Annotated in this window: 21 protein-coding genes; 13 read left to right on the top strand and 8 right to left on the bottom strand. The window is 59.2% G+C overall.

What is annotated here, in order from left to right; all coding sequences use genetic code 11:
* Positions 1-2: 2 nt before the first annotated feature.
* Together LOY43_RS04985 and LOY43_RS04980 are read right to left on the bottom strand one after the other, a co-directional pair.
* The gene (locus LOY43_RS04985; RefSeq protein ID WP_095050967.1) at positions 3-1,184 is read right to left on the bottom strand and encodes an amino acid ABC transporter permease; all 1,182 of its coding nucleotides are present in this window, start codon (positions 1,182-1,184) and stop codon (positions 3-5) included.
* Positions 1,185-1,250: 66 nt separating this feature from the next.
* Complete coding sequence (locus LOY43_RS04980; RefSeq protein ID WP_258709289.1) at positions 1,251-2,282, bottom strand: amino acid ABC transporter substrate-binding protein; 1,032 nt, start codon at positions 2,280-2,282, stop codon at positions 1,251-1,253.
* Between the two features lie 467 nt (positions 2,283-2,749).
* Between LOY43_RS04980 and LOY43_RS04975 the strand changes: the two genes are divergently transcribed.
* The 5 genes from LOY43_RS04975 (at position 2,750) to LOY43_RS04955 (ending at position 8,059) form a co-directional block, all read left to right on the top strand.
* The gene (locus tag LOY43_RS04975) at positions 2,750-3,406 is read left to right on the top strand and encodes an alpha/beta hydrolase (RefSeq protein ID WP_258709288.1); all 657 of its coding nucleotides are present in this window, start codon (positions 2,750-2,752) and stop codon (positions 3,404-3,406) included.
* 97 nt (positions 3,407-3,503) lie between these two features.
* The gene (gene rhlB, locus LOY43_RS04970) at positions 3,504-4,982 is read left to right on the top strand and encodes an ATP-dependent RNA helicase RhlB (protein WP_095050970.1); all 1,479 of its coding nucleotides are present in this window, start codon (positions 3,504-3,506) and stop codon (positions 4,980-4,982) included.
* A gap of 136 nt (positions 4,983-5,118) precedes the next feature.
* The gene (locus tag LOY43_RS04965) at positions 5,119-6,063 is read left to right on the top strand and encodes an ornithine cyclodeaminase family protein (protein ID WP_258709287.1); all 945 of its coding nucleotides are present in this window, start codon (positions 5,119-5,121) and stop codon (positions 6,061-6,063) included.
* Positions 6,064-6,213: 150 nt separating this feature from the next.
* A complete protein-coding gene (locus tag LOY43_RS04960; RefSeq protein WP_095050972.1) occupies positions 6,214-7,341 on the top strand; it encodes an FAD-binding oxidoreductase in 1,128 nt (375 codons plus the stop codon).
* Between the two features lie 91 nt (positions 7,342-7,432).
* Entirely contained in the window at positions 7,433-8,059 is a 627-nt protein-coding gene (locus LOY43_RS04955) for a transcriptional regulator (protein WP_220557989.1), read from the top strand.
* A gap of 107 nt (positions 8,060-8,166) precedes the next feature.
* Here the strand turns inward: LOY43_RS04955 and LOY43_RS04950 are convergent, their stop codons facing one another.
* The 6 genes from LOY43_RS04950 to LOY43_RS04925 all read right to left on the bottom strand — a co-directional run bounded on the left by LOY43_RS04950 (position 8,167) and on the right by LOY43_RS04925 (position 13,460).
* Positions 8,167-8,943: an ABC transporter substrate-binding protein gene (locus LOY43_RS04950; protein ID WP_258709286.1), complete on the bottom strand. Its 777-nt coding sequence runs from the start codon at positions 8,941-8,943 to the stop codon at positions 8,167-8,169.
* Positions 8,944-9,207: 264 nt separating this feature from the next.
* A complete protein-coding gene (gene moaE / locus LOY43_RS04945) occupies positions 9,208-9,660 on the bottom strand; it encodes a molybdopterin synthase catalytic subunit MoaE (RefSeq protein WP_038357637.1) in 453 nt (150 codons plus the stop codon).
* A gap of 3 nt (positions 9,661-9,663) precedes the next feature.
* Positions 9,664-9,906, bottom strand: a complete 243-nt coding sequence (moaD, locus tag LOY43_RS04940; RefSeq protein WP_077571219.1) for a molybdopterin converting factor subunit 1 — start codon at positions 9,904-9,906, stop codon at positions 9,664-9,666.
* Positions 9,903-10,376: a cyclic pyranopterin monophosphate synthase MoaC gene (moaC, locus tag LOY43_RS04935; RefSeq protein WP_093437022.1), complete on the bottom strand. Its 474-nt coding sequence runs from the start codon at positions 10,374-10,376 to the stop codon at positions 9,903-9,905. The genes moaD and moaC overlap by 4 nt, the downstream gene beginning before the upstream one ends.
* Positions 10,377-10,603: 227 nt before the next feature.
* Positions 10,604-11,998: a PhoH family protein gene (locus tag LOY43_RS04930; protein ID WP_016985016.1), complete on the bottom strand. Its 1,395-nt coding sequence runs from the start codon at positions 11,996-11,998 to the stop codon at positions 10,604-10,606.
* A gap of 337 nt (positions 11,999-12,335) precedes the next feature.
* Entirely contained in the window at positions 12,336-13,460 is a 1,125-nt protein-coding gene (locus tag LOY43_RS04925) for a polysaccharide deacetylase family protein (protein ID WP_258709285.1), read from the bottom strand.
* A 327-nt stretch (positions 13,461-13,787) separates the two neighbouring features.
* Between LOY43_RS04925 and yaaA the strand changes: the two genes are divergently transcribed.
* From yaaA to LOY43_RS04885, 8 genes are all read left to right on the top strand, one after another.
* A complete protein-coding gene (yaaA, locus tag LOY43_RS04920; RefSeq protein ID WP_095050977.1) occupies positions 13,788-14,567 on the top strand; it encodes a peroxide stress protein YaaA in 780 nt (259 codons plus the stop codon).
* A gap of 809 nt (positions 14,568-15,376) precedes the next feature.
* On the top strand, positions 15,377-16,693 hold the full coding sequence (locus LOY43_RS04915) for a nucleotide sugar dehydrogenase (protein ID WP_095050978.1): 1,317 nt from the start codon (positions 15,377-15,379) through the stop codon (positions 16,691-16,693).
* A 228-nt stretch (positions 16,694-16,921) separates the two neighbouring features.
* Positions 16,922-18,403, top strand: coding sequence for a mannuronan synthase (alg8, locus tag LOY43_RS04910; protein ID WP_371857746.1), 1,482 nt, complete (start codon positions 16,922-16,924; stop codon positions 18,401-18,403).
* Between the two features lie 35 nt (positions 18,404-18,438).
* Entirely contained in the window at positions 18,439-19,608 is a 1,170-nt protein-coding gene (locus LOY43_RS04905) for an alginate biosynthesis protein Alg44 (RefSeq protein ID WP_007914303.1), read from the top strand.
* A gap of 9 nt (positions 19,609-19,617) precedes the next feature.
* On the top strand, positions 19,618-21,129 hold the full coding sequence (gene algK, locus LOY43_RS04900) for an alginate biosynthesis TPR repeat lipoprotein AlgK (RefSeq protein ID WP_258709284.1): 1,512 nt from the start codon (positions 19,618-19,620) through the stop codon (positions 21,127-21,129).
* On the top strand, positions 21,126-22,607 hold the full coding sequence (locus tag LOY43_RS04895; RefSeq protein ID WP_095050981.1) for an alginate export family protein: 1,482 nt from the start codon (positions 21,126-21,128) through the stop codon (positions 22,605-22,607). The genes algK and LOY43_RS04895 overlap by 4 nt, the downstream gene beginning before the upstream one ends.
* Positions 22,608-22,633: 26 nt before the next feature.
* Complete coding sequence (gene algG, locus LOY43_RS04890; protein ID WP_258709283.1) at positions 22,634-24,205, top strand: mannuronan 5-epimerase AlgG; 1,572 nt, start codon at positions 22,634-22,636, stop codon at positions 24,203-24,205.
* A 10-nt stretch (positions 24,206-24,215) separates the two neighbouring features.
* A complete protein-coding gene (locus LOY43_RS04885; RefSeq protein WP_095050982.1) occupies positions 24,216-25,676 on the top strand; it encodes an alginate O-acetyltransferase in 1,461 nt (486 codons plus the stop codon).

The following is a 25,676-nucleotide window of genomic DNA, read 5'->3' as shown; positions in this document are numbered from 1 at the left end:
CCTTACCGCTCGATCAGCGCAATGCGCTTGTTGTACCAGTTCATCAGCAGAGAGATGCTGATACTGATCGCCAGGTACACGCTCATCGTGATGGCAATCACTTCGATGGCTTGACCGGTCTGGTTGAGCACGGTGCCGGCGAACAGCGACACCATTTCCGGGTAACCGATACCGGCCGCCAGCGAGGAGTTCTTCGCCAGATTGAGGTATTGGCTGGTCAGGGGCGGAATGATCACGCGCAGGGCTTGCGGAATGATCACCTTGCGCAGCGTCGGGCCGTTGCGCAGGCCGAGCGAGCGCGCCGCTTCTGTCTGGCCATGGCTGACCGATTTGATGCCCGAACGCACGATCTCGGCGATAAACGCCGCGGTGTACACGGTCAGGGCCAGGGTCAAGGCGAGCAGTTCCGGGATCAGCACCCAGCCGCCAACAAAGTTAAAGCCTTTGAGTTCAGGCATTTCCCAGTGCAGCGGAGCGCCGAAGATCAGTGCGCACAATGTCGGGATCACCAGCAGAATCGCCAGGCCCACCCAGAACTTGTGGAACGGCACGCCGGTTTCTTCAAAGCGCTTGTTGGCCCAGCGGCACATCAGCACGATGCCGACGATGGCCACCACGATGCTGATCACGAACGCCCAGAAACCATCAGCGGCCAACGCGGCCGGCATGTTCAGGCCTCGGCTGCTGACGAAGAAGGTGTCACCGAAGTTATGACTGTTGCGCGGTCCCGGCATGGTCAGGAATACCGCGAAGTACCAGAACAGGATTTGCAGCAGCGGCGGAATGTTGCGGAACACTTCCACATATACAGTCGCCAGTTTGCTGATGATCCAGTTCTGCGACAGCCGCGCCACGCCGATGATGAAACCGAGGATCGTCGCCAGAATCACGCCGATCACGGTCACCAACAGGGTGTTGAGCAGACCGATGACAAAGACGCGGGCATAGCTGTCCGCTTCCGTGTAGTCGATCAGGTGTTGAGCGATGCCGAACCCGGCACTGCGCTCCAGAAAGCCGAAACCGGAAGTAATGCCCCGGTGCTGAAGGTTGGTTTGCGTGTTGTCGAACAAGTACCAGCCCAGCGAGACCACCGCCACAACGGTGATGATCTGGAATAGCCACGCACGCACTCGTGGATCGCTGAGGCTGAGCCTCTGCTTTGGTGCGCCGATTGAATTTTGCATGAAGTGCCCCGGAAGAAATGGAACAAGAACATCACCCGGCGGTTGGCCCGCCGGGTGATAGAACCATTAGCGCACTGGTGGTGCGTACTGAATGCCGCCGTTGTTCCACAGGGCGTTCAAGCCGCGGTCAATTTCCAGCGGAGTGCTCTTGCCGAGGTTTTTCTCGAAGATTTCGCCGTAGTTGCCGACTTGTTTGACGATCTGCACAACCCAGTCTTTCGGCAGTTTCAGGTCTTTGCCGTACTCGCCGTCAGCGCCGAGCATACGGGCAACGTCCGGGTTCTTGGTCGACTTGGCTTCGGCTTCGACGTTCTTCGAAGTGATACCGGCTTCTTCAGCATTGAGCAGCGCGTAGCCAACCCAGCGCACGATGGCCAGCCACTCATCATCACCGTTACGTACGACCGGGCCCAGCGGTTCTTTGGAAATGGTTTCCGGCAGAACCACGTAGTCCTTCGGCGAGGCCAGCTTGGAGCGCTGGGCGAACAGTTGGGACTTGTCGGAGGTCAGCACGTCGCAACGACCGGATTCCAGCGACTTGGCGCTTTCATCGGAGGTGTCGAAGGTGATCGGGGTGTATTTCAGACCGTTGCCACGGAAGTAGTCGGAAACGTTCAGCTCGGTGGTGGTACCGGCCTGGATGCAGATGGTTGCACCGTCCAGCTCTTTGGCACTTTTCACGCCCAGCTTGTTGTTAACCAGGAAACCGATGCCGTCGTAGTAGGTAATGAAGCCTGGGAATTTCAGGCCCATGCCCGCGTCACGGGAACTGGTCATGGTGGTGTTGCGCGACAGGATGTCGATCTCGCCCGATTGCAGCGCGGTGAAGCGCTCTTTGGCGTTCAACTGACTGAATTTGACCTTGGTCGCGTCGCCGAATACGGCAGCGGCCACAGCGCGGCAGACGTCAGCGTCGATCCCGAGGATCTTGCCGGTTGCGTCCGGTACCGAGAAGCCCGGCAGACCGTCGCTCACGCCACACTGCACGAAACCTTTCTTCTGCACGGCATCCAGGGTTGCACCCGCCTGAGCGAACCCGCTGATGCCGAGAACTGTTGCTGCAGTCACGATCGCCAGAGTGGATTTCAACATCTTCATTCAAACCTCCAGTTTTGCTCTTGTTGTGTCGGAGCTTGAGTCCAGTCGCACCCTTTTGAGGCGTTGTTGACCCGTGTTGGCTTTTTTTGGGGTCAACCGACGTAAGACCTTCGCTATGAGTCTAGTAGGAGAAAATCCACATCATGGACAACTCACTTCTCACCAATCGGCCGAACGGGCTGTAGCCCTTTCACATTCGCTAAGCCCGTAGCGGCCATTGGCGAACATCCATCACCGGATTCTTTGCAATCCCGTCGCGGGTCGTACACTGATAGTGTTACCGCCCACGCAAGATCGGTTGCACGGTTCAAGCCATAGCAAAGCCCGTACCACACCGCTCACCGAATCGATTCGGCGACAGGTCAATAGCAAAACTTGTAACCTTGCGACATCTTCTTAACGGATCAACCGGACGCGCACTCGAACCACGCACTTAATGAGAGCGCCCGCACATTTTTGGAGCAGACATGACCGAGCCCTTGATTCTTCAGCCTGTTAAGCCCGCAGACGCCTGCGTGATCTGGCTGCACGGCCTCGGCGCCGACCGTTACGACTTCCTGCCGGTGGCCGAGGCATTGCAGGAAAGCCTGCTGAGCACTCGCTTCGTGTTGCCACAGGCGCCAACTCGTCCAGTGACGATAAATGGCGGATATGCCATGCCAAGCTGGTACGACATCAAAGCCATGAGCCCGGCGCGCGCGATCGATCGTGATGAGCTGGAAGCGTCGGCGGATCGCATCATTGAATTGATCGAAAACGAGCGCGCCAGCGGAATAGACGCCTCGCGAATTTTTCTCGCCGGGTTTTCCCAGGGTGGCGCGGTGGTGTTGCACACTGCATTTATGAAATGGCAGGGGCCATTGGGCGGCGTGCTGGCGTTGTCGACATATGCGCCGACCTTCAGTGATGAGATGGAGCTGTCAGCCAGTCAGCAGCGGATTCGCGCGATATGCCTGCACGGCCAGTTCGATGGCGTGGTGCAAAACTCGATGGGGCGCAGTGCTTATGAGCATTTGGTGAAGCATGGTGTCACCGTGACATGGCAGGAATACCCAATGGAGCACGAAGTGTTACCCGAGGAAATTCGCGACATCGGTGCCTGGTTGACCGAACGTTTGCGCTAAGCGTCGAGATTAAAGCCGCCCTTTGATCCCTCCCACTACGCCGCGCCCGTTTCTTGCATTACACTGGCCGGCGTACATTCCTTAACCAATTGATGAGATGACCGTGCTCAAAGCACTCAAGAAGATGTTCGGTAAAAGCGAGGCTGAGCAGCTCGCGCCAGTTCCCAGTGCGCCGTCGCACGCCCCCGGTCATCGCAACGATGCGCCACAGGCCGACCGCCCCGCTCACGTAGCGGCACCGAAGGCAGAACCACAACCTGCACCGGCCGCGCCAATCGCTGCCGAACCTGCCCGCAGCGAAGCGCCGAAACCGGCCAGACCGCGCCGCGAACCGAAGCCCAAGGCACCGGTTATTCCGTGGAAACTCGAGGATTTCGTCGTCGAGCCACAGGAAGGCAAAACCCGCTTCCACGATTTCAAGCTGTCTCCAGAACTGATGCACGCCATCCAGGATCTGGGTTTTCCGTACTGCACTCCGATTCAGGCGCAGGTCCTGGGTTACACCCTCGCCGGCAAAGACGCCATTGGCCGTGCGCAGACCGGCACCGGTAAAACCGCCGCGTTCCTGATCTCGATCATCACCCAGCTGCTGCAGACCCCGCCGCCGAAAGAACGCTACATGGGCGAACCCCGTGCGCTGATCATCGCGCCGACCCGTGAGCTGGTGGTACAAATCGCCAAGGACGCCGCTGACCTGACCAAGTACACCGGCCTCAACGTCATGACGTTTGTTGGCGGCATGGACTTCGACAAGCAGCTCAAGCACCTCGAAGCGCGTCACTGCGACATCCTCGTCGCCACACCGGGCCGTCTGCTCGACTTTAACCAGCGTGGCGACGTGCACCTGGACATGGTCGAAGTGATGGTGCTGGACGAAGCCGATCGCATGCTCGACATGGGTTTCATCCCGCAGGTACGTCAGATCATTCGCCAGACGCCGCCGAAATCCGAGCGCCAGACCTTGCTGTTTTCCGCGACCTTCACCGAAGACGTGATGAACCTCGCCAAGCAGTGGACCACCGACCCTGCGATCGTCGAAATCGAAATCACCAACGTTGCCAACGAAAACGTCGAGCAGCACATCTATGCGGTGGCCGGTGCCGACAAGTACAAACTGCTCTACAACCTGGTCAACGATAACGGCTGGGAACGAGTGATCGTGTTTGCCAACCGCAAGGACGAAGTGCGCCGCATCGAAGAACGCCTGGTGCGCGATGGCATCAACGCCGCGCAACTGTCCGGCGATGTGCCACAGCACAAGCGCATCAAGACCCTGGAAGGTTTCCGCGAAGGCAAGATTCGCGTGCTGGTCGCCACCGATGTGGCCGGTCGCGGCATCCACATCGACGGCATCAGCCACGTGATCAACTTCACCCTGCCGGAAGTCCCGGACGACTACGTGCACCGCATCGGCCGGACCGGTCGTGCTGGCGCCGACGGTGTGTCGATCAGCTTCGCCGGTGAGGACGACTCCTACCAGTTGCCGTCCATCGAAGAGAAGCTCGGTCGCAAGATCAGCTGTGAAACGCCGCCGACGCATCTGTTGCGCGCGGTTGAGCGCAAGCGTCCGCAGTAAACGACGTTTAAAGGAAAAGCGCAGCCGGCAACGGACTGCGCTTTTTTTTCGCCCGGTGTTTCATCAGGTGCTTGCGAGAGAAAACTAAAAGTCCATAATGGACTAATAAGTTTATTCTTCATCTTCGGAGCCTGATATGTCCAGTACGCCCTACGTGATCGACCAGCATCAGGCCCGTGAGCTGCTGGCGCGCATTGATGTGCCGCAAATCCTGCGCAAGCTGTTCCGTGATCTTGCGGCGGGTAACGCCGTGCAACCGGCGCAGCAACTGGTGGAATTTCCGCAAGGTGCCGGCGACTTCATCAATTATCTGGGCGTGCTGGCCGAAGAAGGCGTGTACGGCGTGAAGACCTCGCCGTATATCGTTCGCGAGCAAGGTGCGCTGGTGACGGCATGGACCTTGTTGATGTCGATGAAAACCGGTCAACCGCTGCTGCTCTGCGATGCCGCTGAACTGACCACCGCGCGCACCGCCGCGACCACGGCTGTGGCGGTCGACACCCTCGCTCCGACAAACGCCACGCGACTGGCAATCATCGGGAGCGGCAAGGTTGCGCAGGCGCATCTGCACTATGTGAAAGGTCTGCGCGACTGGCAGAGCATCAGCCTGTATTCGCCAAGCCTGTCCGCCGACGCTCAAACCAAGGCACTGTTGAAAGCCATCACTCCCAACCTGAGGATCGTTGACAGCCGTGAACCCACTCTCGTCGAGGCCGACGTGATCATGCTGTGCACCTCGTCCGCCGGCCCGGTGATCGATCCGGCCGCGCTGAGCAAACCAGCCCTGATCACCTCGATCAGCACCAACGCCCCGCGTGCCCATGAAGTGCCGCCGCAGAGCCTCAACGACATGCAGGTGTTCTGCGACTATCGTCTGACCACGCCGGGTTCGGCAGGTGAGATGCTGATTGCCAGTGAACAGCATGGCTGGAGCAAGGATTCGATTGTCGGCGACCTCGCCGACTTGCTCAGCGAGAAAGTGCAGCGCCCCGATTACGATCGTCACGTGTTCTTCCGTTCAATCGGCCTGGGACTGGAAGACATCGCCCTCGCCAATGCGATTTATCACTTGACTCACTAACACCACAAATCCCCTGTAGGAGTGAGCCTGCTCGCGATAGCGGTCTGACATTCACCGAAGATGTCGACTGATATACCGCTTTCGCGAGCAGGCTCGCTCCCACAAGGGACTAGCGAACGCCTCGATATTGCGTATCCACTGGAGACCTACATGAGCCAGGCAGATTTCATCATCATCGGCGGCGGGATTGCCGGCGCATCCACCGGTTTCTGGCTGTCGCCGCACGGCAAAGTGATCGTGCTCGAACGTGAATCCCACCCGGCCTATCACTCCACCGGGCGCTCCGCCGCGCTGTTTACCGCCGCGTACGGCACGCCACAAGTTCGCGCGCTGACCCAGGCCAGCCGGGCGTTTTTTGACCACCCGCCAGCCGGTTTCTGCGAACACCCACTGCTCACCCCACGCGGTGAAATGACCGTGGATTTCACCGGTGATGCCGCCGAACTTAACAACCAATATCTCAGCGCCAAAGCCACCGTGCCGGAGATGCAACTGCTCAGCGCCGACGAAGCCTGCGCGCGACTGCCGATCCTGCGTCGGGAAAAAGTCCACGGCGCGATCTATGACCCGAGCGCCAGCGACATCGACACTGACGCCTTGCATCAGGGCTACCTGCGCGGGATCCGCCGCAACAACGGCGAAGTGCACACCGATTGCGAAGTGCTAGGCCTCAGTCGCGATACCGAGGGCCTCTGGAGTGTTCAGACCAACGGCCAGACGTTCAGCGCGCCAGTGATCATCAACGCCGCCGGCGCCTGGGCCGACAAGATCGGCACACTGGCCGGCGCCCAACCGCTGGGCCTGCAACCGAAGCGCCGCGCCGCGTTCATTTTCGCCGGGCCGGAAGGCGTCGACATTCATCACTGGCCGATGCTGGTCAGCCTCGACGAATCCTTCTATATGAAGCCCGACGCCGGCATGTTTCTCGGCTCGCCCGCCAACGCCGACCCGGTCGAGCCTCACGATGTGCAGCCGGAAGAACTGGACATTGCCATGGGCATCTACCAGATCGAAGAAGCCACCACGCTGACCATCCGCCGTCCGACGCGTACGTGGGCCGGCCTGCGCAGCTTCGTCGCCGACGGTGATTTGCTCAGTGGCTTCGATCAGCAGGTGCCGGGGCTGTTCTGGGTGGCGGCGCAGGGTGGTTACGGCATTCAGACTTCCCCGGCGATGGGCCAGGCCAGCGCGGCGTTGGTACGCGGCGAGCCGTTGCCCGAGCACTTGCAGCAGTTCGGGCTGGACAGCGCCATGCTCGCCCCCGCTCGCCTCGCCTGATTGTCCACGGATGACGCGCCCAACGGATTGCGGCACACTCGCAGCGCCTCCTGATCACGGGGGCGTTGACGCTGCCTGGAGCTCCACTGTCATGACTGCCCCTGAATTCGACCCGGCGCTGGATAACTTCCGCGCCGTCGCCGACGCCATCGCCACGCTGTTCTTTCCCCACGCTGAAGTGGTGCTGCACGACCTGCGCACGCAAAAGGTCGACTACATCGCCAACAACCTGTCCAAGCGCGAGATCGGCGACGACTCGTCACTGGAGGACATGCTCAGCGAGGATGTCAGCGACCGTAATATCGGCCCGTACGAAAAGCTCAATTGGGATGGCCAGAAGATTCGCAGCCTGAGCACCGTGCTGCGCGACAGCGAAGGCCGCCCGCTGGCGGTGTTGTGCATCAACCTGAATATTTCGCTGTTCGAGAATGCCAAGGCCGCGCTGGACCTGTTCCTCTCGCCGAGCAAACTGATCCCGCAACCGGACTCACTGTTTCGCGATGACTGGCAGGAGCGCATCAACACTTTCCTCCACGCCTGGCTGCGCGAACGGCAGCTGAGCCTGAACCTGCTGACCCGCGATCACAAACGCGAACTGGTGCTGGCGCTGCACGCCGAGGGCGCGTTCAAGGGCAAGAGCGCCTCGAACTATGTGGCCAATGTGCTGAACATGGGGCGGGCGACGGTGTACAAGCATCTGAAAGAAATGAAGGCCTAGAGATTTGCGGTGATTGATCCGGCCCCATCGCTGGCAAGCCAGCTCCCACAAGGATTTACGGTGTACACAAAACCTGTGGGAGCTGGCTTGCCAGCGATAGCGGACTATCAGTCGCCGTAGATGTCGGACTTGAAATACTTCTCGGAAATCTTCTGGTACTCGCCACTCGCGCGAATGCCATCAATGGCGCCATTCAACTGGCTGACCAATTCTGCATTACCCTTGCGCACTGCAATCCCTGCGCCCTCGCCCACGTACTTCGGATCCTTCAACTCAGGCCCGACAAACGCATAACCCTTGCCACGCGGCATCGACAAAAAGTCATTCAGCGGAATGGTGTCGGCAAAAATCGCATCGAGCCGCCCCGCCGCCAGGTCCATGTAGATTTCTTCGTTGTTGCTGTAGCGCTTGACGTTAATGCCCTTCGGCTCGAACACCTCGGTGGCATAACGATCGGTGGTGGTCGCGCGCTGCACGCCGACATTCTTGCCCTTGAGGCTCGCGTATTGATCGTCGACCGTGGCGCCTTCCTTCATCACCAGTCGTGACGAAGTGAAGTAGTACTTGCGGGTGAAATCCACCGACTTCTTGCGGTCTTCGTTGATGGTCATCGAGGACAGCGCCATGTCGATCTTTTTCACTTTCAGCGAAGGAATCAGACCGTCGAACTCACCTTCGACCCACACACACTTGACCTTCATCTGCGCACACAGGGCATTGCCGATGTCGTAGTCGAAACCGACGATTTCGCCTTTGTCGGTTTTCGACGCAAATGGCGGGTAAGCGGCTTCGATACCGATGCGCAGGGTTTGCTCGGCGGCGAACACGCTGGCGGAGGCCAACAGGCTGAGGGCCAGACCGGTGATGAGGGGGAGTTTCTTCATGTTCGTTCTCTCGCGGGTTGTTGTTGGTTTGGCAAGATGAAGAAGAGCAACTGGAAGCGGGGAGCTTCGAGCGGCAAGACTGAAGCTTTTTTGTACTTGTAAATCCATATTGGACTTATATGTACAATGCGTCAATCGGGCAAAGATGGAGGTTTTGGTGATGCAGATGACGTCATCGCGAGCAGGCTCACTCCTACAGGGGAACGCATTCCAATTGTAGGAGTGAGCCTGCTCGCGATAGCTGATTTGAAGGCGCTACAGGAGTTATTTCTTCCAGCGATCCGCCGCTGCATGATCACTGTCCCGCCCCTCAACCCAACGCGGCCCGTCGCTGGTGTTTTCTTTCTTCCAGAACGGCGCGCGGGTTTTCAGGTAGTCCATGACAAAGGCGCAGGCATCGAAGGCGGCCTGGCGATGGGCGCTGGCGGCGCCGACAAACACGATGGGTTCGCCCGGCTCCAATGCGCCGATGCGGTGCAGCACTTCCAGTTTCAGCAACGGCCAGCGCTGTTCGGCTTCGATGGCGATTTTACCGAGGGCTTTTTCGGTCATGCCCGGATAGTGTTCGAGGAACATCCCCGCTACATCGAGGCCGTCGTTAAAGTCGCGCACGTAGCCGACAAAACTCACCACCGCGCCGACGCCGACATTGGCCGCATGCATCGCGTTGACTTCAGCGCCCGGATCGAACGGCGTGGCCTGCACGCGAATCGCCATGGATCAGCCCCCGGTCACGGTAGGGAAAAACGCCACTTCGTCGCCATCGACCACCGGCTCATCGAGTTGGCAGAGGTCTTCGTTGCGTGCGCACATCAGGTTCTGCTCGCTCAGTACCTCGGCGCCGTCACGTTGCGCGAGCAGTGCGCGAACGTCCTCGACGGTGGCGAAATCACCTTCAATCTTTACCGAATCCACGCCCAGCGCTTCGCGGTAACGGGCAAAAAACTTCACGGTCAGGTTCATGGCTGCTCCGCCTGAAAGTGCCCGCTCTTGCCACCGACCTTCTCCAGCAGACGCACGCTTTCAATGGTCATGCCGCGATCGACGGCTTTACACATGTCGTAAATGGTCAGGGCGGCAACACTGGCAGCGGTCAACGCTTCCATCTCAACGCCGGTCTGCCCGGACAGCTTGCAGCGGGCAACGATGCGCACGGTGTCGTCGCCATCAGCACTGAGTTCGACTTTGACGCCGGTGAGCATCAGCGGATGGCACAGGGGAATCAGATCGCTGGTTTTCTTCGCCGCTTGAATGCCGGCAATGCGCGCCACGGCGAACACGTCGCCCTTGGGATGGCCACCGCTGACGATCATCTGCAGCGTTTCGGGGAGCATGCGCACCAGCGCTTGGGCCGTCGCTTCACGGAACGTCACGGCTTTTTCGGTGACGTCGACCATGTTGGCGCGACCTTGGGAATCGAGATGAGTCAGCACGGGATTACTCCTGATCAGGAGCGACGATTGTAAACCTGCGGGTCAAATTTCTGCGAGTCGGATTATCACGCAACCTGTGTAGGAGCTGCCGAAGGCTGCGATCTTTTGATCTGGCTTTTGAAGATCAAGATCAAAAGATCGCAGCCTTCGGCAGCTCCTACATCTGGATTTGTGCAGGGCCATAAAAAACCGGGCGGCTTTTAGGCCGCCCGGTTTTGGTTGAAAGGTTACAGATGGGTTTCGGCGTATTCGGCCAGGATCGAGCGAGGCACCCCTTGCAGGGTGATGTGCACACCGTTGGGGAAATCCTTGAAGCGTTCGGTCAGGTAGGTCAGCCCGGAGCTGGTCGCGGACAGGTAAGGGGTGTCGATTTGTGCGAGGTTGCCCAGGCACACCACTTTGGAACCGGCGCCGGCACGGGTGATGATGGTTTTCATCTGGTGCGGCGTAAGGTTCTGGCATTCGTCGATCAGGATCAGGCTCTGCTGGAAGCTGCGACCGCGAATGTAGTTGAGCGATTTGAACTGCAACGGCACTTTGCTGAGGATGTAATCGACGCTGCCATGGGTGTTTTCGTCATCCATGTGCAAGGCTTCGAGGTTGTCGGTGATGGCGCCCAGCCAAGGCTCCATTTTTTCCGCTTCGGTGCCGGGCAGGAAGCCGATTTCCTGGTCCAGGCCCTGCACACTGCGGGTCGCAATGATGCGGCGATAACGCTTGCTGACCATGGTCTGCTCGATCGCCGCGGCCAGCGCCAGAATGGTTTTACCGGAGCCTGCCGCACCCGACAGGTTGACCAGATGAATGTCCGGATCCAGCAACGCGTACAGCGCCAGACTCTGATAGATGTCGCGTGGCTTCAGCCCCCAGGCCTCTTGGTGCAGCAGCGGTTCCTGATGCAGGTCGAGGATCAGCAGCTTGGCCTCGTCGATCTCCTTGATCCAGCCGACAAAGCCCTGTTCGTCAATGATGAACTCGTTGATGTGTACTGCTGGCAGGTTGTCGATCAGTTGCACTTGATGCCAGGTGCGGCCGTGATCCTGGCGGGTGTCGACCTTGCTCACGCGGTCCCAGAAAGAGCCGGTCATGTTGTGATAGCCGTTGGGCAGCAGAGACACGTCATCGACCAGTTGGTCGGTGCTGTAATCCTCGGCATCGATGCCACAGGCGCGCGCCTTGAGGCGCATGTTGATGTCTTTGGTGACCAGCACCACAGGCTTTTTCGGATCGCGGGTGTGCAAATCGATCAGTTGGTTGATGATTTTATTGTCGTTCAGATGCTCGGGCAGAATCAGATTCGATTCGGCCTGTTTGCTCATCAGAATTGACAGCAAGCCCTTCGGCCCGCCTTTACCGCGCTGGATCGGCACACCCAGCTCGACGTCTTCAGGGGAAGCGTCGCCCAGGGTCTTGTCGATCAGCCGGATGGCCTGACGGCATTCGGCGGCAACGCTGTGATGCCCGCTCTTGAGCTTGTCCAGCTCTTCCAGCACGGTCATCGGGATCGCGACGTGGTGTTCTTCGAAATTCAGCAAGGCATTTGGATCGTGAATCAATACGTTGGTATCGAGTACATAAAGGATTGGCTGGTTGGAGGAAGGGCTACGTCCGTGATCATCCATACTCGGTCACCTTTGTCAGAGCCATTGGACGCAATACCTGAGCGGTGCTGCGCCTCGAAGTGACTGCCGAAATCTCACCTGCGGAGATTCAAGTGACTGCAAACAAACGGGTCTTGGAAGACGCCACCTGTGTTGCAGGTTTCGGCGGTCTGTCTTCGTAATACTCCAAAACCGATGACATAAAAAAGTACTTTGACGGTTTTTTTAAGTTTATTTTGCAGAGTGACGAAAAGCCCTTGGCGGACTGCCCAGACCCCGCTAAAGTCGGAAGTCCGCCTGCATCGATTTCTTCAAAAAAATCGCCCCAAGCCCAATGTTTCCGGGCTTTTTTCGTTTCTCAGCGAAAAGCGTCCTGACAGTCTTCCCAACCGATACCGCTCTGCGCGGTTTGCGTGATCAGCCACGGTAACGAGGTCTTCACCGCGTCCTGTTTCATGTTGAAATTGATCACCCCGTGTCGCCACAGCAGCATCAGGGTCAGTACCCTCTGCGCGCTCGCTGTGCCCTTGAGTTTGCCGGCACCGTCCTGGGCATCGATGTCCCACAGCGCCACTTGCAGGCCCTGGTTGTTGAAGAAACCTTGCGCATCGCTACGCCGCTGCCCTTCCGGGGGACGGAACAGCGGCACGTAGTTTTCCGGCAACTTGTTCTTCACCAGATCAGCGCTACGCCGCACCGAATCCTGCCAGTCCTGCCAGTGGCTGTGGGAGCGGAACTCCCAACCTTGAACGCCAACGCACTGTTTCGAGAACCCCGCTTGCAGGCTGCTCACCGAACGATCGGCCAGCCGCGCCTGAATATCCTTGCCCAGCACGAAGAACGTGCCGCTCAGGTTCGATTTGCGCAGGTATTCGGTGAGCCAGCCGGAGTTGTCCGGTTGCAGATTGGCGGCGCTGTCGAAGGTCAGCAGGAACAGCCGGTCGTGCATCGCGTCGCCGTTGCGCTCGTAGTCACCGAAACGATCGAATTCGTTGCTGCTCTGCGGCGACAAAGCGGCCTTGCGCAACAACTCGTCGAGGTACTGCACATGGAAGATCCGGCTCGGCTCGGCCCACTTGGTGTAATAACTGTCGTCACTGACGACGAACTTGGCGGCTTGCTCGCGCAGCGTTGGCAAGTCTTCTACAAGGAAGCAGAACGAGGCGTCCTGATCGCAGCTTTGCTGGGCGAAGTTGTAGTTGGCGAGCAGGCGCTGCCAGAGGCGTTGGCGCAGAATGTTGACCGCATCGATATTGACCGTGCGCAAGCCTAGACGCTGCGCCAGAGCGGCCTCGTCCATCGACTCGGTGCCCAGCAGGACACGGGCGAACATCAGGATTTCCGCCCGTGACGCCACGTCAAACAGGGTCGGGTTGCTAAGCTGCTCCGGCCAGGTGCTGCGATCCATCGTCGCCACATCGCCCGGCGCCGCGACGGCACCGAAGCTCAACAGCCACGCGGTGAATAAAAGAACAATGCGCAAAAGGGATGTCTCCATAACAAAACCCGCGCGGCACTATAGCTGATGTGCAAGGCTGAAGGACGCCGCCCTCACCCCAGCCCTCTCCCGGGGGGAGAGGGAGCTGACCGAGTATCGCTTTCGATATCCGCCAATCTGAACTATCGAGTCGCACTCAAATTTTGAAATCAATGAGATCGGCTCCCTCTCCCTCTGGGAGAGGGCTGGGGTGAGGGAAAAATCCACCAGCCGTCGCAAATGCCCGAGCTTACCCATACCTATAACCCCCATAGCTGGAGTCAACACCGACAACCCCCTAGAATCGCCCCCACGATTAAAGGAGACGACTTCATGCTGATGGTGATTTCCCCCGCCAAGACCCTCGATTACGAAACACCGCCGGCGACCCAGCGCTTCACTCAGCCGCAATACCTCGACCATTCCCAGGAACTGATCCAGCAACTGCGCGACCTGACCCCGGCGCAGATCAGCGAACTGATGCACGTGTCCGACAAAATCGGTGGGCTCAACGCCGCGCGCTTCGGCAGCTGGACGCCCGCGTTCACGCCAGACAACGCCAAACAGGCACTGCTCGCGTTCAAGGGCGACGTCTACACCGGTCTCGACGCACAGTCCTTCAGCGAAACCGATTTCGATTACGCGCAAAAACACCTGCGCATGCTCTCCGGTCTCTACGGGCTGCTGCGCCCGCTCGACCTGATGCAACCCTATCGTCTGGAAATGGGCACCAAACTGGCCAACGCCCGTGGCAAAGACCTGTACGCCTTCTGGGGTACGCGCATCAGCGAATGGCTCAATGAAGCGCTGGCCGATCAAGGCGACGACGTGCTGCTCAACCTCGCCTCCAATGAGTACTTTTCGGCGGTGAAACGCACAGCCCTGAACGCGCGGATCATCAACACCGAGTTCAAGGACCAGAAGAACGGTCAGTACAAGATCATCAGCTTCTACGCGAAAAAAGCCCGGGGCCTGATGAGCCGTTTCGTGATCCAGGAAAAGATCAACGATCCGGCCCAGCTCAAACAGTTCGATGTGCAGGGTTATCGCTACAGCGTCGAACAGTCGAAACCCGACAATCTGGTGTTTTTGCGCGACCACGCCCCGGAATAATGCATGCCCAATGCACGACTCTTTCTATAAAGAGTCGTGCAGCTCGCACGATGTCAAAAAACCCTCGCACCTTTTCGCCATTTTAATGGCGCCAGAAAATCCTCCCTGTCTTTTCTAAGATTAGTTTCACTCGACACTGATCATTTTTTTCAGTAGTGGCACCTAACTTTTTTCAGCGTAGTGGCACAAAACTATCTAACGTGATTTTTCGCCTGTTATTAAAGGTCGAAAACGAAAGTGCTATCAAATTGAGACTAGTGCCATCTCTGACAATATTTCAAGAAATTTCAGATTTCGCGATGAGCGGACAGGAACTTCGTCCAAATGCATAGCTCATACCACCGGTAACGATTCTCGCCGAGTTTGTACGAGATAACTTACGCAGAGCAGATAGCCATGTAACCAAGTTGTCACAGCAACTTGCCTAGATGACTAACTAGTCTCAAAACAGACGATGGACAGGAGATACGCACCATCTATATCCCCTACAAAGGCCATGGCCGCGCCCTAATAAACGTGCTCGCCTGAGCACCCAACCGCTTGATTTACAGGACTTTCCTCCTGACATCAAGCGCGCAAGACGATTGCACAAGAGTCTTCTCCAAAGAGGATCGGCTGCATAACAGGGCAAGTCATAACAACAAGGCCTGGTTGCGCACATCTTGAGTGCACTTATTTAGACACTCGAAACTTAGTATGCCTGCACACGGCACTGTGGCGCCTGTGTGCCGCACTTTCGAGTGCACTAATAAACGCTGAACACCATTAACTCCGGCCTCTAAGGCCTGATATATACAGAGGTAATTGCGATGCGCATCAGCATATTTGGTTTGGGTTACGTTGGCGCAGTATGTGCCGGTTGCCTGTCTGCACGGGGCCATGACGTAGTTGGCGTCGATGTTGCCAAAGACAAGATCGACATGATCAACGCCGGCAAGTCGCCGATTGTTGAACCCGGCCTGGGCGAACTTCTGCAACAGGGTATCCAGACCGGTCGTCTGCGTGGCACGACCAACTTCGCCGAGGCGATTCGCGACACCGACCTGTCGATGATCTGCGTGGGTACGCCGAGCAAAAAGAACGGCGACCTCGAACTGAACTACATCGAAGCGGTATGCCGCGAGATCGGTTTTGTCCTGCGTGAAAAAACCACCCGCCACACCATCGTCGTGCGCAGCACCGTGCTGCCGGGCACCGTGGCCAACGTGGTGATCCCGATTCTCGAAGACTGCTCGGGCAAGAAGGCTGGCGTCGACTTCGGCGTTGCGGTCAACCCGGAATTCCTGCGTGAATCCACCGCCATTGCCGACTACGACCTGCCACCGATGACCGTCATCGGCGAGTTCGACAAGGCTTCGGGCGACGTTCTGCAATCGCTGTACGAAGAACTCGACGCACCGATCATCCGCAAGGACATCGCCGTTGCCGAGATGATCAAGTACACCTGCAACGTCTGGCACGCGACCAAAGTGACCTTCGCCAACGAGATCGGCAACATCGCCAAAGCGGTCGGCGTCGATGGCCGGGAGGTGATGGAAGTGGTCTGCCAGGACAAGACCCTCAACCTGTCCCAGTACTACATGCGCCCTGGCTTCGCCTTCGGCGGTTCGTGCCTGCCGAAAGACGTGCGTGCGCTGACCTACCGCGCCGGTTCGCTGGACGTCGAAGCGCCGCTGCTCAACTCGCTGATGCGCAGCAACGAATCGCAAGTACAGAACGCCTTCGACATCGTTGAAAGCCACGACAAACGTAAAGTCGCCCTGCTCGGCCTGAGCTTCAAGGCCGGCACCGATGACCTGCGCGAAAGCCCACTGGTAGAACTGGCCGAGATGCTGATCGGCAAGGGTTACGACCTGAGCATCTACGACAGCAACGTCGAGTACGCCCGTGTTCACGGCGCGAACAAAGACTACATCGAGTCGAAAATCCCGCACGTGTCGTCCCTGCTCAATTCGGACTTCGATTCGGTGATCGACAACTCCGACGTGATCATCCTCGGCAACCGCGACGAGAAATTCCGCTCGCTGGCTCAGGAAGCACCGCACGGCAAACAGGTCATCGACCTGGTGGGCTTCATGGCCAAAGCCACCGACGCTGGTAAGCGCACCGAGGGTATCTGCTGGTAAAGCAGACGTTGCGCGGCGCCGCACACCGCGACGCCACGCAACCACTGTGTGAACCCGTTGTAGGAGCTGTCGAGTGAAACGAGGCTGCGATCTTTCCGGGAACACTTGAGATCCGAGTGAACCCAGGAAAATCAAAAGATCGCAGCCTTCGGCAGCTCCTACAGGGGGCATCGATAAGCCTGCCTTAACCCCATCGGGCCCGGCCCGAGATAGAGACGGATGCAGATTATGCACAGGCTAAAGCACGGCCTACTTCAGGCCGCCGGTTGGCTGTTTTACCTAAGTTTGTTGATGGGCCTGGCCTTGATGCTGCCCACATCCACATTCGACTCCGAGTCGAAGGACTTCATTTTCCTGATTGGCGCCGTGGGTATCTGGCGCTACTCGATGGGTGCAACGCACTTTGTGCGCGGCATGATTTTTCTCTACATCGTTTACCCGCACCTGCGCCGCAAAGTGCGCAAGCTGGGTAAGGCGGCAGACCCGTCGCATGTGTTCCTGATGGTCACCAGTTTCCGTATCGACGCGCTCACCACCGCGCAGGTCTACAGCTCAGTGATCCGCGAAGCCATCGACTGCGAACTGCCGACCACCGTGGTCTGCTCGATCGTCGAAATGTCCGATGAACTGCTGGTCAAGGCATTGTGGGCACGGATGAATCCGCCAGACCGTGTGAAGCTCGACTTCGTGCGCATTCCCGGCACCGGCAAACGTGATGGCCTGGCCTATGGTTTCCGCGCGATTTCCCGCCACCTGCCGGACGACCGCGCCGTGGTCGCCGTGATCGATGGCGACACCGTGCTCGGCGAAGGCACCGTGCGCAAGACCGTGCCGTGGTTCCAGCTGTTCGGCAACGTCGGCGGCCTGACCACCAACGAGTTCTGCGAAGTGCGCGGCGGCTACATCATGAGCGAATGGCACAAGCTGCGTTTCGCCCAGCGCCACATCAACATGTGCTCGATGGCCCTGTCCAAACGCGTGCTGACCATGACCGGTCGTATGTCGGTGTTTCGCGCCACCGTGGTGACCAACCCGGAATTCATCGCCGACGTGGAAAGCGACTCGCTACAACACTGGCGTCTAGGCCGCTTCAAGTTTTTGACCGGCGACGACAAGTCGAGCTGGTTCAGCTTGATGCGCCTCGGTTACGACACCTTCTACGTGCCTGACGCGGCGATCAACACCGTTGAACACCCACCGGAAAAAAGCTTCATCAAGGCCAGCCGCAAACTGATGTTCCGCTGGTACGGCAACAACCTGCGCCAGAACTCGCGAGCACTGGGCCTGGGTGTGAAACGCCTCGGCGCCTTCACCTCGGTGGTGCTGTTCGATCAGCGCGTATCGATGTGGACCTCCTTGCTTGGCCTGACCGTGGCGATGATAGCCAGCTTCAAGTACGGCACCGCGTTCATCCTGGTTTACCTGCTGTGGATCGGCATCACCCGCCTGATCCTGACGTTGCTGTTGTCGTGTTCCGGTCACCGGATCGGCCCGGCTTACCCAGCGATTCTGTATTACAACCAGATCGTCGGTGCGCTGGTGAAGATTTACGTGTTCTTCCGCCTCGACCAACAATCCTGGACTCGCCAACCCACATCCCTGACCCGTGATCTCGCCAGCTTTCAACGTTGGTTCAACACCTGGTCGTCTCGGACCATGACCTTCTCCGCCGGCAGCATTTTTGTCGCCGTGCTGCTGATGATGGTCTGACCCGCCCCTATTGAATTAACAAGGAAATCGCCCCTATGAATACCGCCGTCAACGCCAACGTAGTGCATGAATCCGAAGCCCAGCGCCAACACGCCCGCGTGAAAATCCCGGCCAAACTGCGCTTCTTCGGTCCTGACCGGACGCCGGTCGAAGCGCGGGTCATCGACCTGTCTGCCGGTGGTCTGGCGTTCAACGCCGGGCAACTGCCGCTGACCATTGGCCAGGTGTACAAGGCGCGTTTGCAATTCGTCATCGACAACCTCGGCATCGCCATGGACGTTGAATTGCAGGTGCGTTCCTTCGACCGCCAGACCGGCCGCGCCGGCTGCCAGTTCCAGAATCTGGAACCGCAGGATATTTCCACCCTGCGCCACTTGATCACCTCGCACCTGGCCGGCGACATCGTCAGCATCGGCGAAGTGCTGGCGACCCTGCAGCGCGACAACTTCACCAAAGCGCGCAAGGTCAAGGACGGCGGCTCCGGCATGACTCCGTTCGGGCGCCTGAAAGCGGTGACGTTCAGCGCCGGTATCTTCGCGGTCGGTCTGGTCGCGGCGGGTTTCATTTTCAAATCGGTGTACGGCATGTACTTCGTCAGCCACGCACAGGCCGGTCTGGTCAGTGTGCCGGGGATGAACATCACCATGCCGCGTGACGGCACCGTGCAGAGCCTGGTCAAGTCCGACGGCGTTGCAGCCAAAGGCGCGCCACTGGCGACCTTCAGCACCAGCATGCTCGACGTGCTCAAGGGTCATCTGGAAGAAGATCAACTGTCCCCGGCCAAGGTTGAAGAACTGTTCGGCAAGCAAATGACCGGCACCTTGACCTCGCCATGCGATTGCACCGTGGCCCAGCAACTGGTGGCTGACGGTCAGTACGCGAGCAAAGGCGACGTGATCTTCCAACTGGTGCCGCGCAACACCCAGGCCACCGTCGATGCGCGCTTCTCCTATCGCCAGTTCGGCGACGTGCGTCCGGGCACCCCGGTGAGCTTCCAGATCGCCGGCGAAGACAAGACCCGCACCGGCAAGATCGTCAGCAGCACCAGCCTGAAAAGCGCCGACCTGTCCTCCGACATCCGCGTACAGATCCAGCCTGACGAGCCGCTCGACAGCAGCTTGGCCGGCCGCCCGGTGGAAGTGAACAGCGACCGTGGCCCGAACCTGAACTGGCTGATCGACAAAGCCATGGCTGCCGGTCTTTAAGTCGAGGACATGCCTGTGACTACTCCACCCATCCTGAAAACACCGCGATCCCTGTGGGAGCTGGCTTGCCAGCGATTGGATCAGCGCGGTATGTCTGATGTACCGAGTCGCCTGAATCGCTGGCAAGCCAGCTCCCACAGAGTTCATGTGGTGTGCTCGCTGGCGCTGGCGGTGAGTCTGGCCGGTTGTGCCGGCCTGCCCGATCAGCGTCTGGCCAACGAAGCGCTCAAACGTGGCGACACCGCCACCGCTGCGCAGAATTATCAGCAACTGGCCGATCTCGGTTACAGCGAAGCGCAAGTCGGCCTCGCCGATATCCAGGTCGACAGCCGCGACCCTGTGCAAATGAAACAGGCCGAAGCGACTTACCGCGCCGCCGCCAGTGTTTCGCCGCGTGCTCAGGCGCGTCTCGGCCGCTTGCTGGTGGCCAAGCCGGGTTCCACCGAAGCCGAGCATCACGAAGCCGAAAGCCTGCTGAAAAAAGCCGCCGCCAATGGCGAAGGCAACACGTTGATCCCGCTGGCGATGCTGTACCTGCAATACCCGCACAGCTTCCCCAACATCAACGCCCAGCAGCAGATCGATCAGTGGCGCAAATCCGGTTACCCGGAAGCGGGTCTGGCGCAGGTGCTGCTGTATCGCACTCAGGGCACTTACGACCAGCACTTGGATGACGTGGAAAAGATCTGCAAAGCCGCGCTCAACACCACCGACATCTGCTACGTCGAACTGGCCACGGTCTATCAGAAACGTGCCCAGCCAGAGCAGCAGGCCGAGCTGATCAAGCAGATGCAGGCCGGTTACAGCCGTGGCACGGTCACCGCGCAGCGTGTCGATTCCGTGGCCCGTGTATTGGCCGATTCGACCCTCGGCAAGACTGACGAGAAAACCGCGCAGTCGTTGCTCGAGCCGATCGCTCCGGGTTACCCGGCGTCGTGGGTGACCCTCGCACAACTGCTCTACGACTACCCGGAACTGGGCGACGTCGACCAGATGATGAAGTACCTCGACAACGGCCGCGCCGCCGACCAGCCACGCGCCGAGCTGTTGCTGGGCAAGCTCTACTACGAAGGCAAACTGGTCCCGGCCGACGCGAAAGTCGCCGAAGAACACTTCCAGAAAGCCGTCGGCCGCGAAGTCGCCGCCGACTACTACCTCGGCCAGATCTATCGTCGTGGTTACCTCGGCAAGGTCTACCCGCAGAAGGCGCTCGATCACTTGCTGACCGCTGCGCGCAACGGCCAGAACAGCGCCGACTTCGCCATCGCCCAGCTGTTTTCCCAAGGTAAGGGCACCAAGCCCGACCCGCTCAACGCCTACGTGTTCAGCCAATTGGCCAAAGCACAAAACACCCCGCAAGCCGATGAGCTGGCGACCACCCTCGCCGCGCAACTGCCGCCCGAGCGTCTGGCCGAAGCCCAACGTCTGCTGCAACAAGAGCAAGCCAGCCGTGGCGCTCTGAACCCGAACACGCTGCAACTGCACGCCCTGCAAGAAGAAGACGGCGAGGAAAAATTATGAAGTTGAATCCATTCGTGAAGGCCGGCATTGGCCTTTCGTTCGCGCTGATCTGGTCTTGCCCGACACTGGCCGCGATGACTGAAACCAAGAACTTCGGCCTGGAAGTGAAAGTCACCGGCCAGTCCGAAGACGACCGTGACCTCGGCACCGCCAAGGGCGGCGACGTCAACGGCGTCGGCCTCGACCTGCGTCCGTGGATCTACGGCGAAAGCGGCGCGTGGAGCGCCTACGCCATGGGCCAGGCCGTGACCTCGACCGACATCATCGAAACCGACACCCTGCAACAATCCGACGGTGAACAAGCCACCGACAACAGTGATCGCAAAACCAAGAAAAACTACCTGGCGATGCGCGAGTTCTGGGTCGGCTACAGCGGCCTCACCCCGTACCCGGGCGAGATGCTCAAGTTCGGTCGCCAGCGTCTGCGCAATGACGACGGCCAATGGCGCGACACCAACATCGAAGCGCTGAACTGGACCTTCGACACCACCCTGTTGCGCGCCAACGCCGGTGTGGCCGAACGCTTCAGCGAATACCGCACCGACTTGAAAGAACTGGCGCCGAAAGACAAGGATCGCCTGCACGCCTACGCCGATGCCGCCTATCAGTGGACTCCGGGCAACTGGGTCGGCATTCGCGGTCACCACACCCATGATGACGGCAAACTCGATTACGCCGAGCCGGGCGTAGCGCGCGATTCGTTGGATAAAACCGAGAACGGCGACGTCAGCTGGCTCGGCCTGACCGCTGACAGCGACGCCTACAACTGGCGCAACACCAACACCGTCAACTACTGGGGCAGCATCACCGGCATGAGCGGCGACCGCGATACGGTCAACGCCTTGAACGCCGATGGCTCGCGTCCGGCGCAAGCCAAGCGTAGCGATGACGTCAACGGTTGGGCCACCGACATCGGTGTGCGCCTGCGCCTCGATCCGCAATGGCAAGTCGGCGGTGCGTATGCCCGCGCCAGCGCCGATTACGAACAGAACGGTCTGGAGAGCAACCGCTCCAACTACACCGGTACGCGCTCGCGTGTGCACCGTTTCGGCGAAGCCTTCCGCGGCGAAATGAACAACATGCAGACCGCAACCCTGTTCGGTTCGTGGATGGTCAACGACGAGTACGACGCCAGCCTGATCTACCACAAGTTCTGGCGTGTCGACGGCAACAAGCCGGTGGGCAGCAACGGCATCAACGCTGTGGAAAACAACACCGACGACGCCACCGGCGCGATCCTCTCCAGCACCTCGCTGCCGCTTGAAGACGGCAACAAGGATCTGGGTCAGGAGATGGACCTGGTCGTCACCAAGTACTTCAAGCAAGGCCTGTTGCCGGCGGCGTTGAGCCAGTCGATCGACGAGCCATCGGCCCTGGTGCGTTTCCGTGGCGGTGTGTTCAAACCGGGCGATGCCTACGGCAAGCAGGTTGATTCGTACATGCACCGCGCGTTCATCGACGTGATCTGGCGCTTCTGATGCAAACCGCCAAGGGAGTGCCCGACATGATCAGCACCAGGACAGGCTCACTCAGCCTGCTGGCCGGCGCGATGCTGCTGGCCAGCGCCAGCACCTTCGCGACTGTGGAGCCGGTTAAACCGGTGACCACCGCGAAAGAGCTGCAACAAGCCAAGACCTACACGGTCAGCAGCGCGCCGACCGAAGCGCTGAACCTGGCCGCGCCGAAACTGCCGGACATTTCCGGCTACACCGCCGAAGCCGCTGCGGCGAAAATCGTCCGCAGCAAAGCAGGCAAAGTCAGCGTGCGCCGGATGATGCAGGAAGACGCGCTGAAGGACTTTATCGGCGGCGACAACAAGATGGCCGAATGGGTGGTGCGTCAGCACGGCATCCCCCAGGCGATCTTCGTCGATGACGGCTACATGAACCTCAAGGACCTGGCGCAGAAACTGCCCAAGCAGTACTTCAGCGAGACCTCGCCGGGCGTGTACCTGTCGAAGCTGCCGATCGTCGTCGGCCGTAACGGCATCCTCGAAATCGACGGTCAGACCCAGGAACTGCGCCTGTCGCAAGAGGCCGGTGCATTCATGGTCAACGACGGCCAACTGTTTGTGCGTGACACCAAAGTCACAGGCTGGCGCGAACAGGACAACGGCCCGGCGACCTTCCGTTCGCCGAAGGAATTCCGTCCGTTCCTGCTCGCCTGGGGTGGCACCGAGACCTACATCGTCAACAGCAAGATGGCCAGTTTCGGTTACGCCAACAGTAAGTCGTACGGCGTGAGTATTTCCCAGTACACGCCGAACATGGCCAAGGTGCTCAAGCGTCCTGAACCGACCGGCTGGATCGTCGGCTCCGAGTTCTCCGACATGTGGTACGGCTTCTACTGCTACGAGACCCGCGACTTTGTGGTCAAGGGCAACACCTACAAAGACAACATCGTCTACGGCATCGATCCACACGACCGTTCCCACGGCCTGATCATTGCCGAGAACACCGTGTACGGTACGAAGAAGAAGCACGGGATCATTATTTCCCGTGAGGTCAACGACAGCTTCATCTTCAACAACAAAAGCTACGACAACAAACTCTCGGGCCTGGTGATCGACCGTAACAGCGTCAACAACATCATTGCCTACAACGATATCTACAAGAACCACACCGACGGCATCACCCTCTACGAGTCTGCCGACAACCTGCTGTGGGGCAACAAGGTCATCAGCAACAAGCGTCACGGCATCCGTATTCGTAACAGCGTGAACATCCGCCTCTACGAAAACGTCGCCATGGCCAACGGTTTGACCGGTGTTTACGGCCACATCAAAGACCTCACCGACACCGACCGTGACATCAAGCTCGACCCGTTCGATGCGCAGGTGTCGCTGATCGTCGTCGGCGGTGAACTGGCGGCCAATGGCAGCGGCCCGCTGTCGATCGATTCGCCTTTGAGTGTCGAGCTGTATCGCGTGTCGATGCTGGCGCCGACCAAATCCAGCGGCATCAGCTTCAACGGCATCCTCGGCGAGCGCCAGGATGAAATTCTCGACCTGCTGGTGCGCCAGCAGAAAGCCGTGCTGATCGACCCTGTCGAACGCCAGACCGAAATGCAGGACTGAGGATAATTTTATGCACCCACACTTGATCAGATTACTCAGCCTGTCGGCCCTGACCGTGGGCATTCTCGCGGCCAGCAACGGTGCGCGCGCCGATGAAGGCGCCGCCGCCACGCCACCGAAGTTCAGCGCCGAACCGTGCTGCAACCTGTGCCCGGCCGCCCATGACGCGAAGAACTACACCACGCGTTATCAGCAGAACTTCACCACCCTGGTGCAGGCGCAAGGTGACTGGCTGTTCCGGACGCAGGAAGACCTGCGTACCGAGTTCAACACCACCCCGGCCGGCTACAAACGCCTGCAACAACTGCACGATGCGTTCAAAGCCAAGGGCGTCGAGCTGGTGATCGTTTACCAGCCGACCCGTGGCCTGGTGAACCGCAACAAGCTCAACCCGCAGGAAAAAGCCGCGTTCGATTACGAGAAAGCGCTGGGCAACTACAAGACCATGCTCGGCCGTTTCGCCAAGATGGGTTACGTGGTGCCAGACCTGTCGCCGCTGACCAACGAATCGCTGCCGGACACCCTGCCCGCCCACGATTTCTACTTCCGCGGCGACCAGCACTGGACCCCTTACGGCGCACAGCGCACGGCGAAAATCGTTGCCGAGAAGGTCAAGCAGATTCCGGCCTTCGCCGACATTCCCAAGCGTGAATTCGAAACCAAGCGCTCCGGGCGCATGGGCAAGACCGGTACCCTGCACAACATGGCCGGGCAACTGTGCGGCACCAGTTACGCGATCCAGTACATGGATCAATTCACCACCGAGCCTAAGGGCGAAGCAGGCGACGGCGATCTGTTCGGCGATTCCGGCAACCCGCAAATCACCCTCGTCGGTACTTCGCACAGCGGCAAGAACTACAACTTCGCCGGTTTCCTCGAAGAAGCCATCGGCGCCGACATTCTCAACGTCGCCTTCCCCGGCGGTGGTCTGGAAGGTTCGATGTTGCAGTACCTGGGCAGCGACGAATTCCAGAAGACCCCGCCGAAAATTCTCATCTGGGAATTCTCGCCGCTGTACCGCCTCGACCAGGAAACCATCTATCGCCAGATGATGTCTCTTCTCGACAACGGCTGCGAAGGCAAAGACGCGCAAATGTCCGCGAGCACCACGCTCAAGCCGGGCAGCAAACAAGAACTGCTGGTCAACAGCAAGAACCTGAACCTGCAGAACAGCAGCCATCAGGTCGACATCCGCTTCGCCGACCCTTCGGTGAAAACCCTGCAAGCCACCCTCTGGTACATGAACGGTCGCCACGAGGACATCAAGATCGAGAAACCGGAAACCTCCGACACCGACGGTCGTTTCGCCTTTGAGCTGCGCACGGACGAAGACTGGGCCTCGCAAAACCTGCTGGCGGTCGAAGTCCAAGGGCCAGAAGCCGGCGCTGCGCCACAGAAAGTCGAAGCGAAAATCTGCAAACGCAACGTATTCCCGGGCGCTGGGCAACAAACCGCTCAGGTCGGGCAATGA

The organism is Pseudomonas sp. B21-041 (genome assembly GCF_024748675.1).
GTDB lineage: Bacteria > Pseudomonadota > Gammaproteobacteria > Pseudomonadales > Pseudomonadaceae > Aquipseudomonas > Aquipseudomonas neuropathica.
Note: the sequence above shows the minus strand (reverse complement) of the source record. Positions and strands in the feature narration are given on the sequence as shown.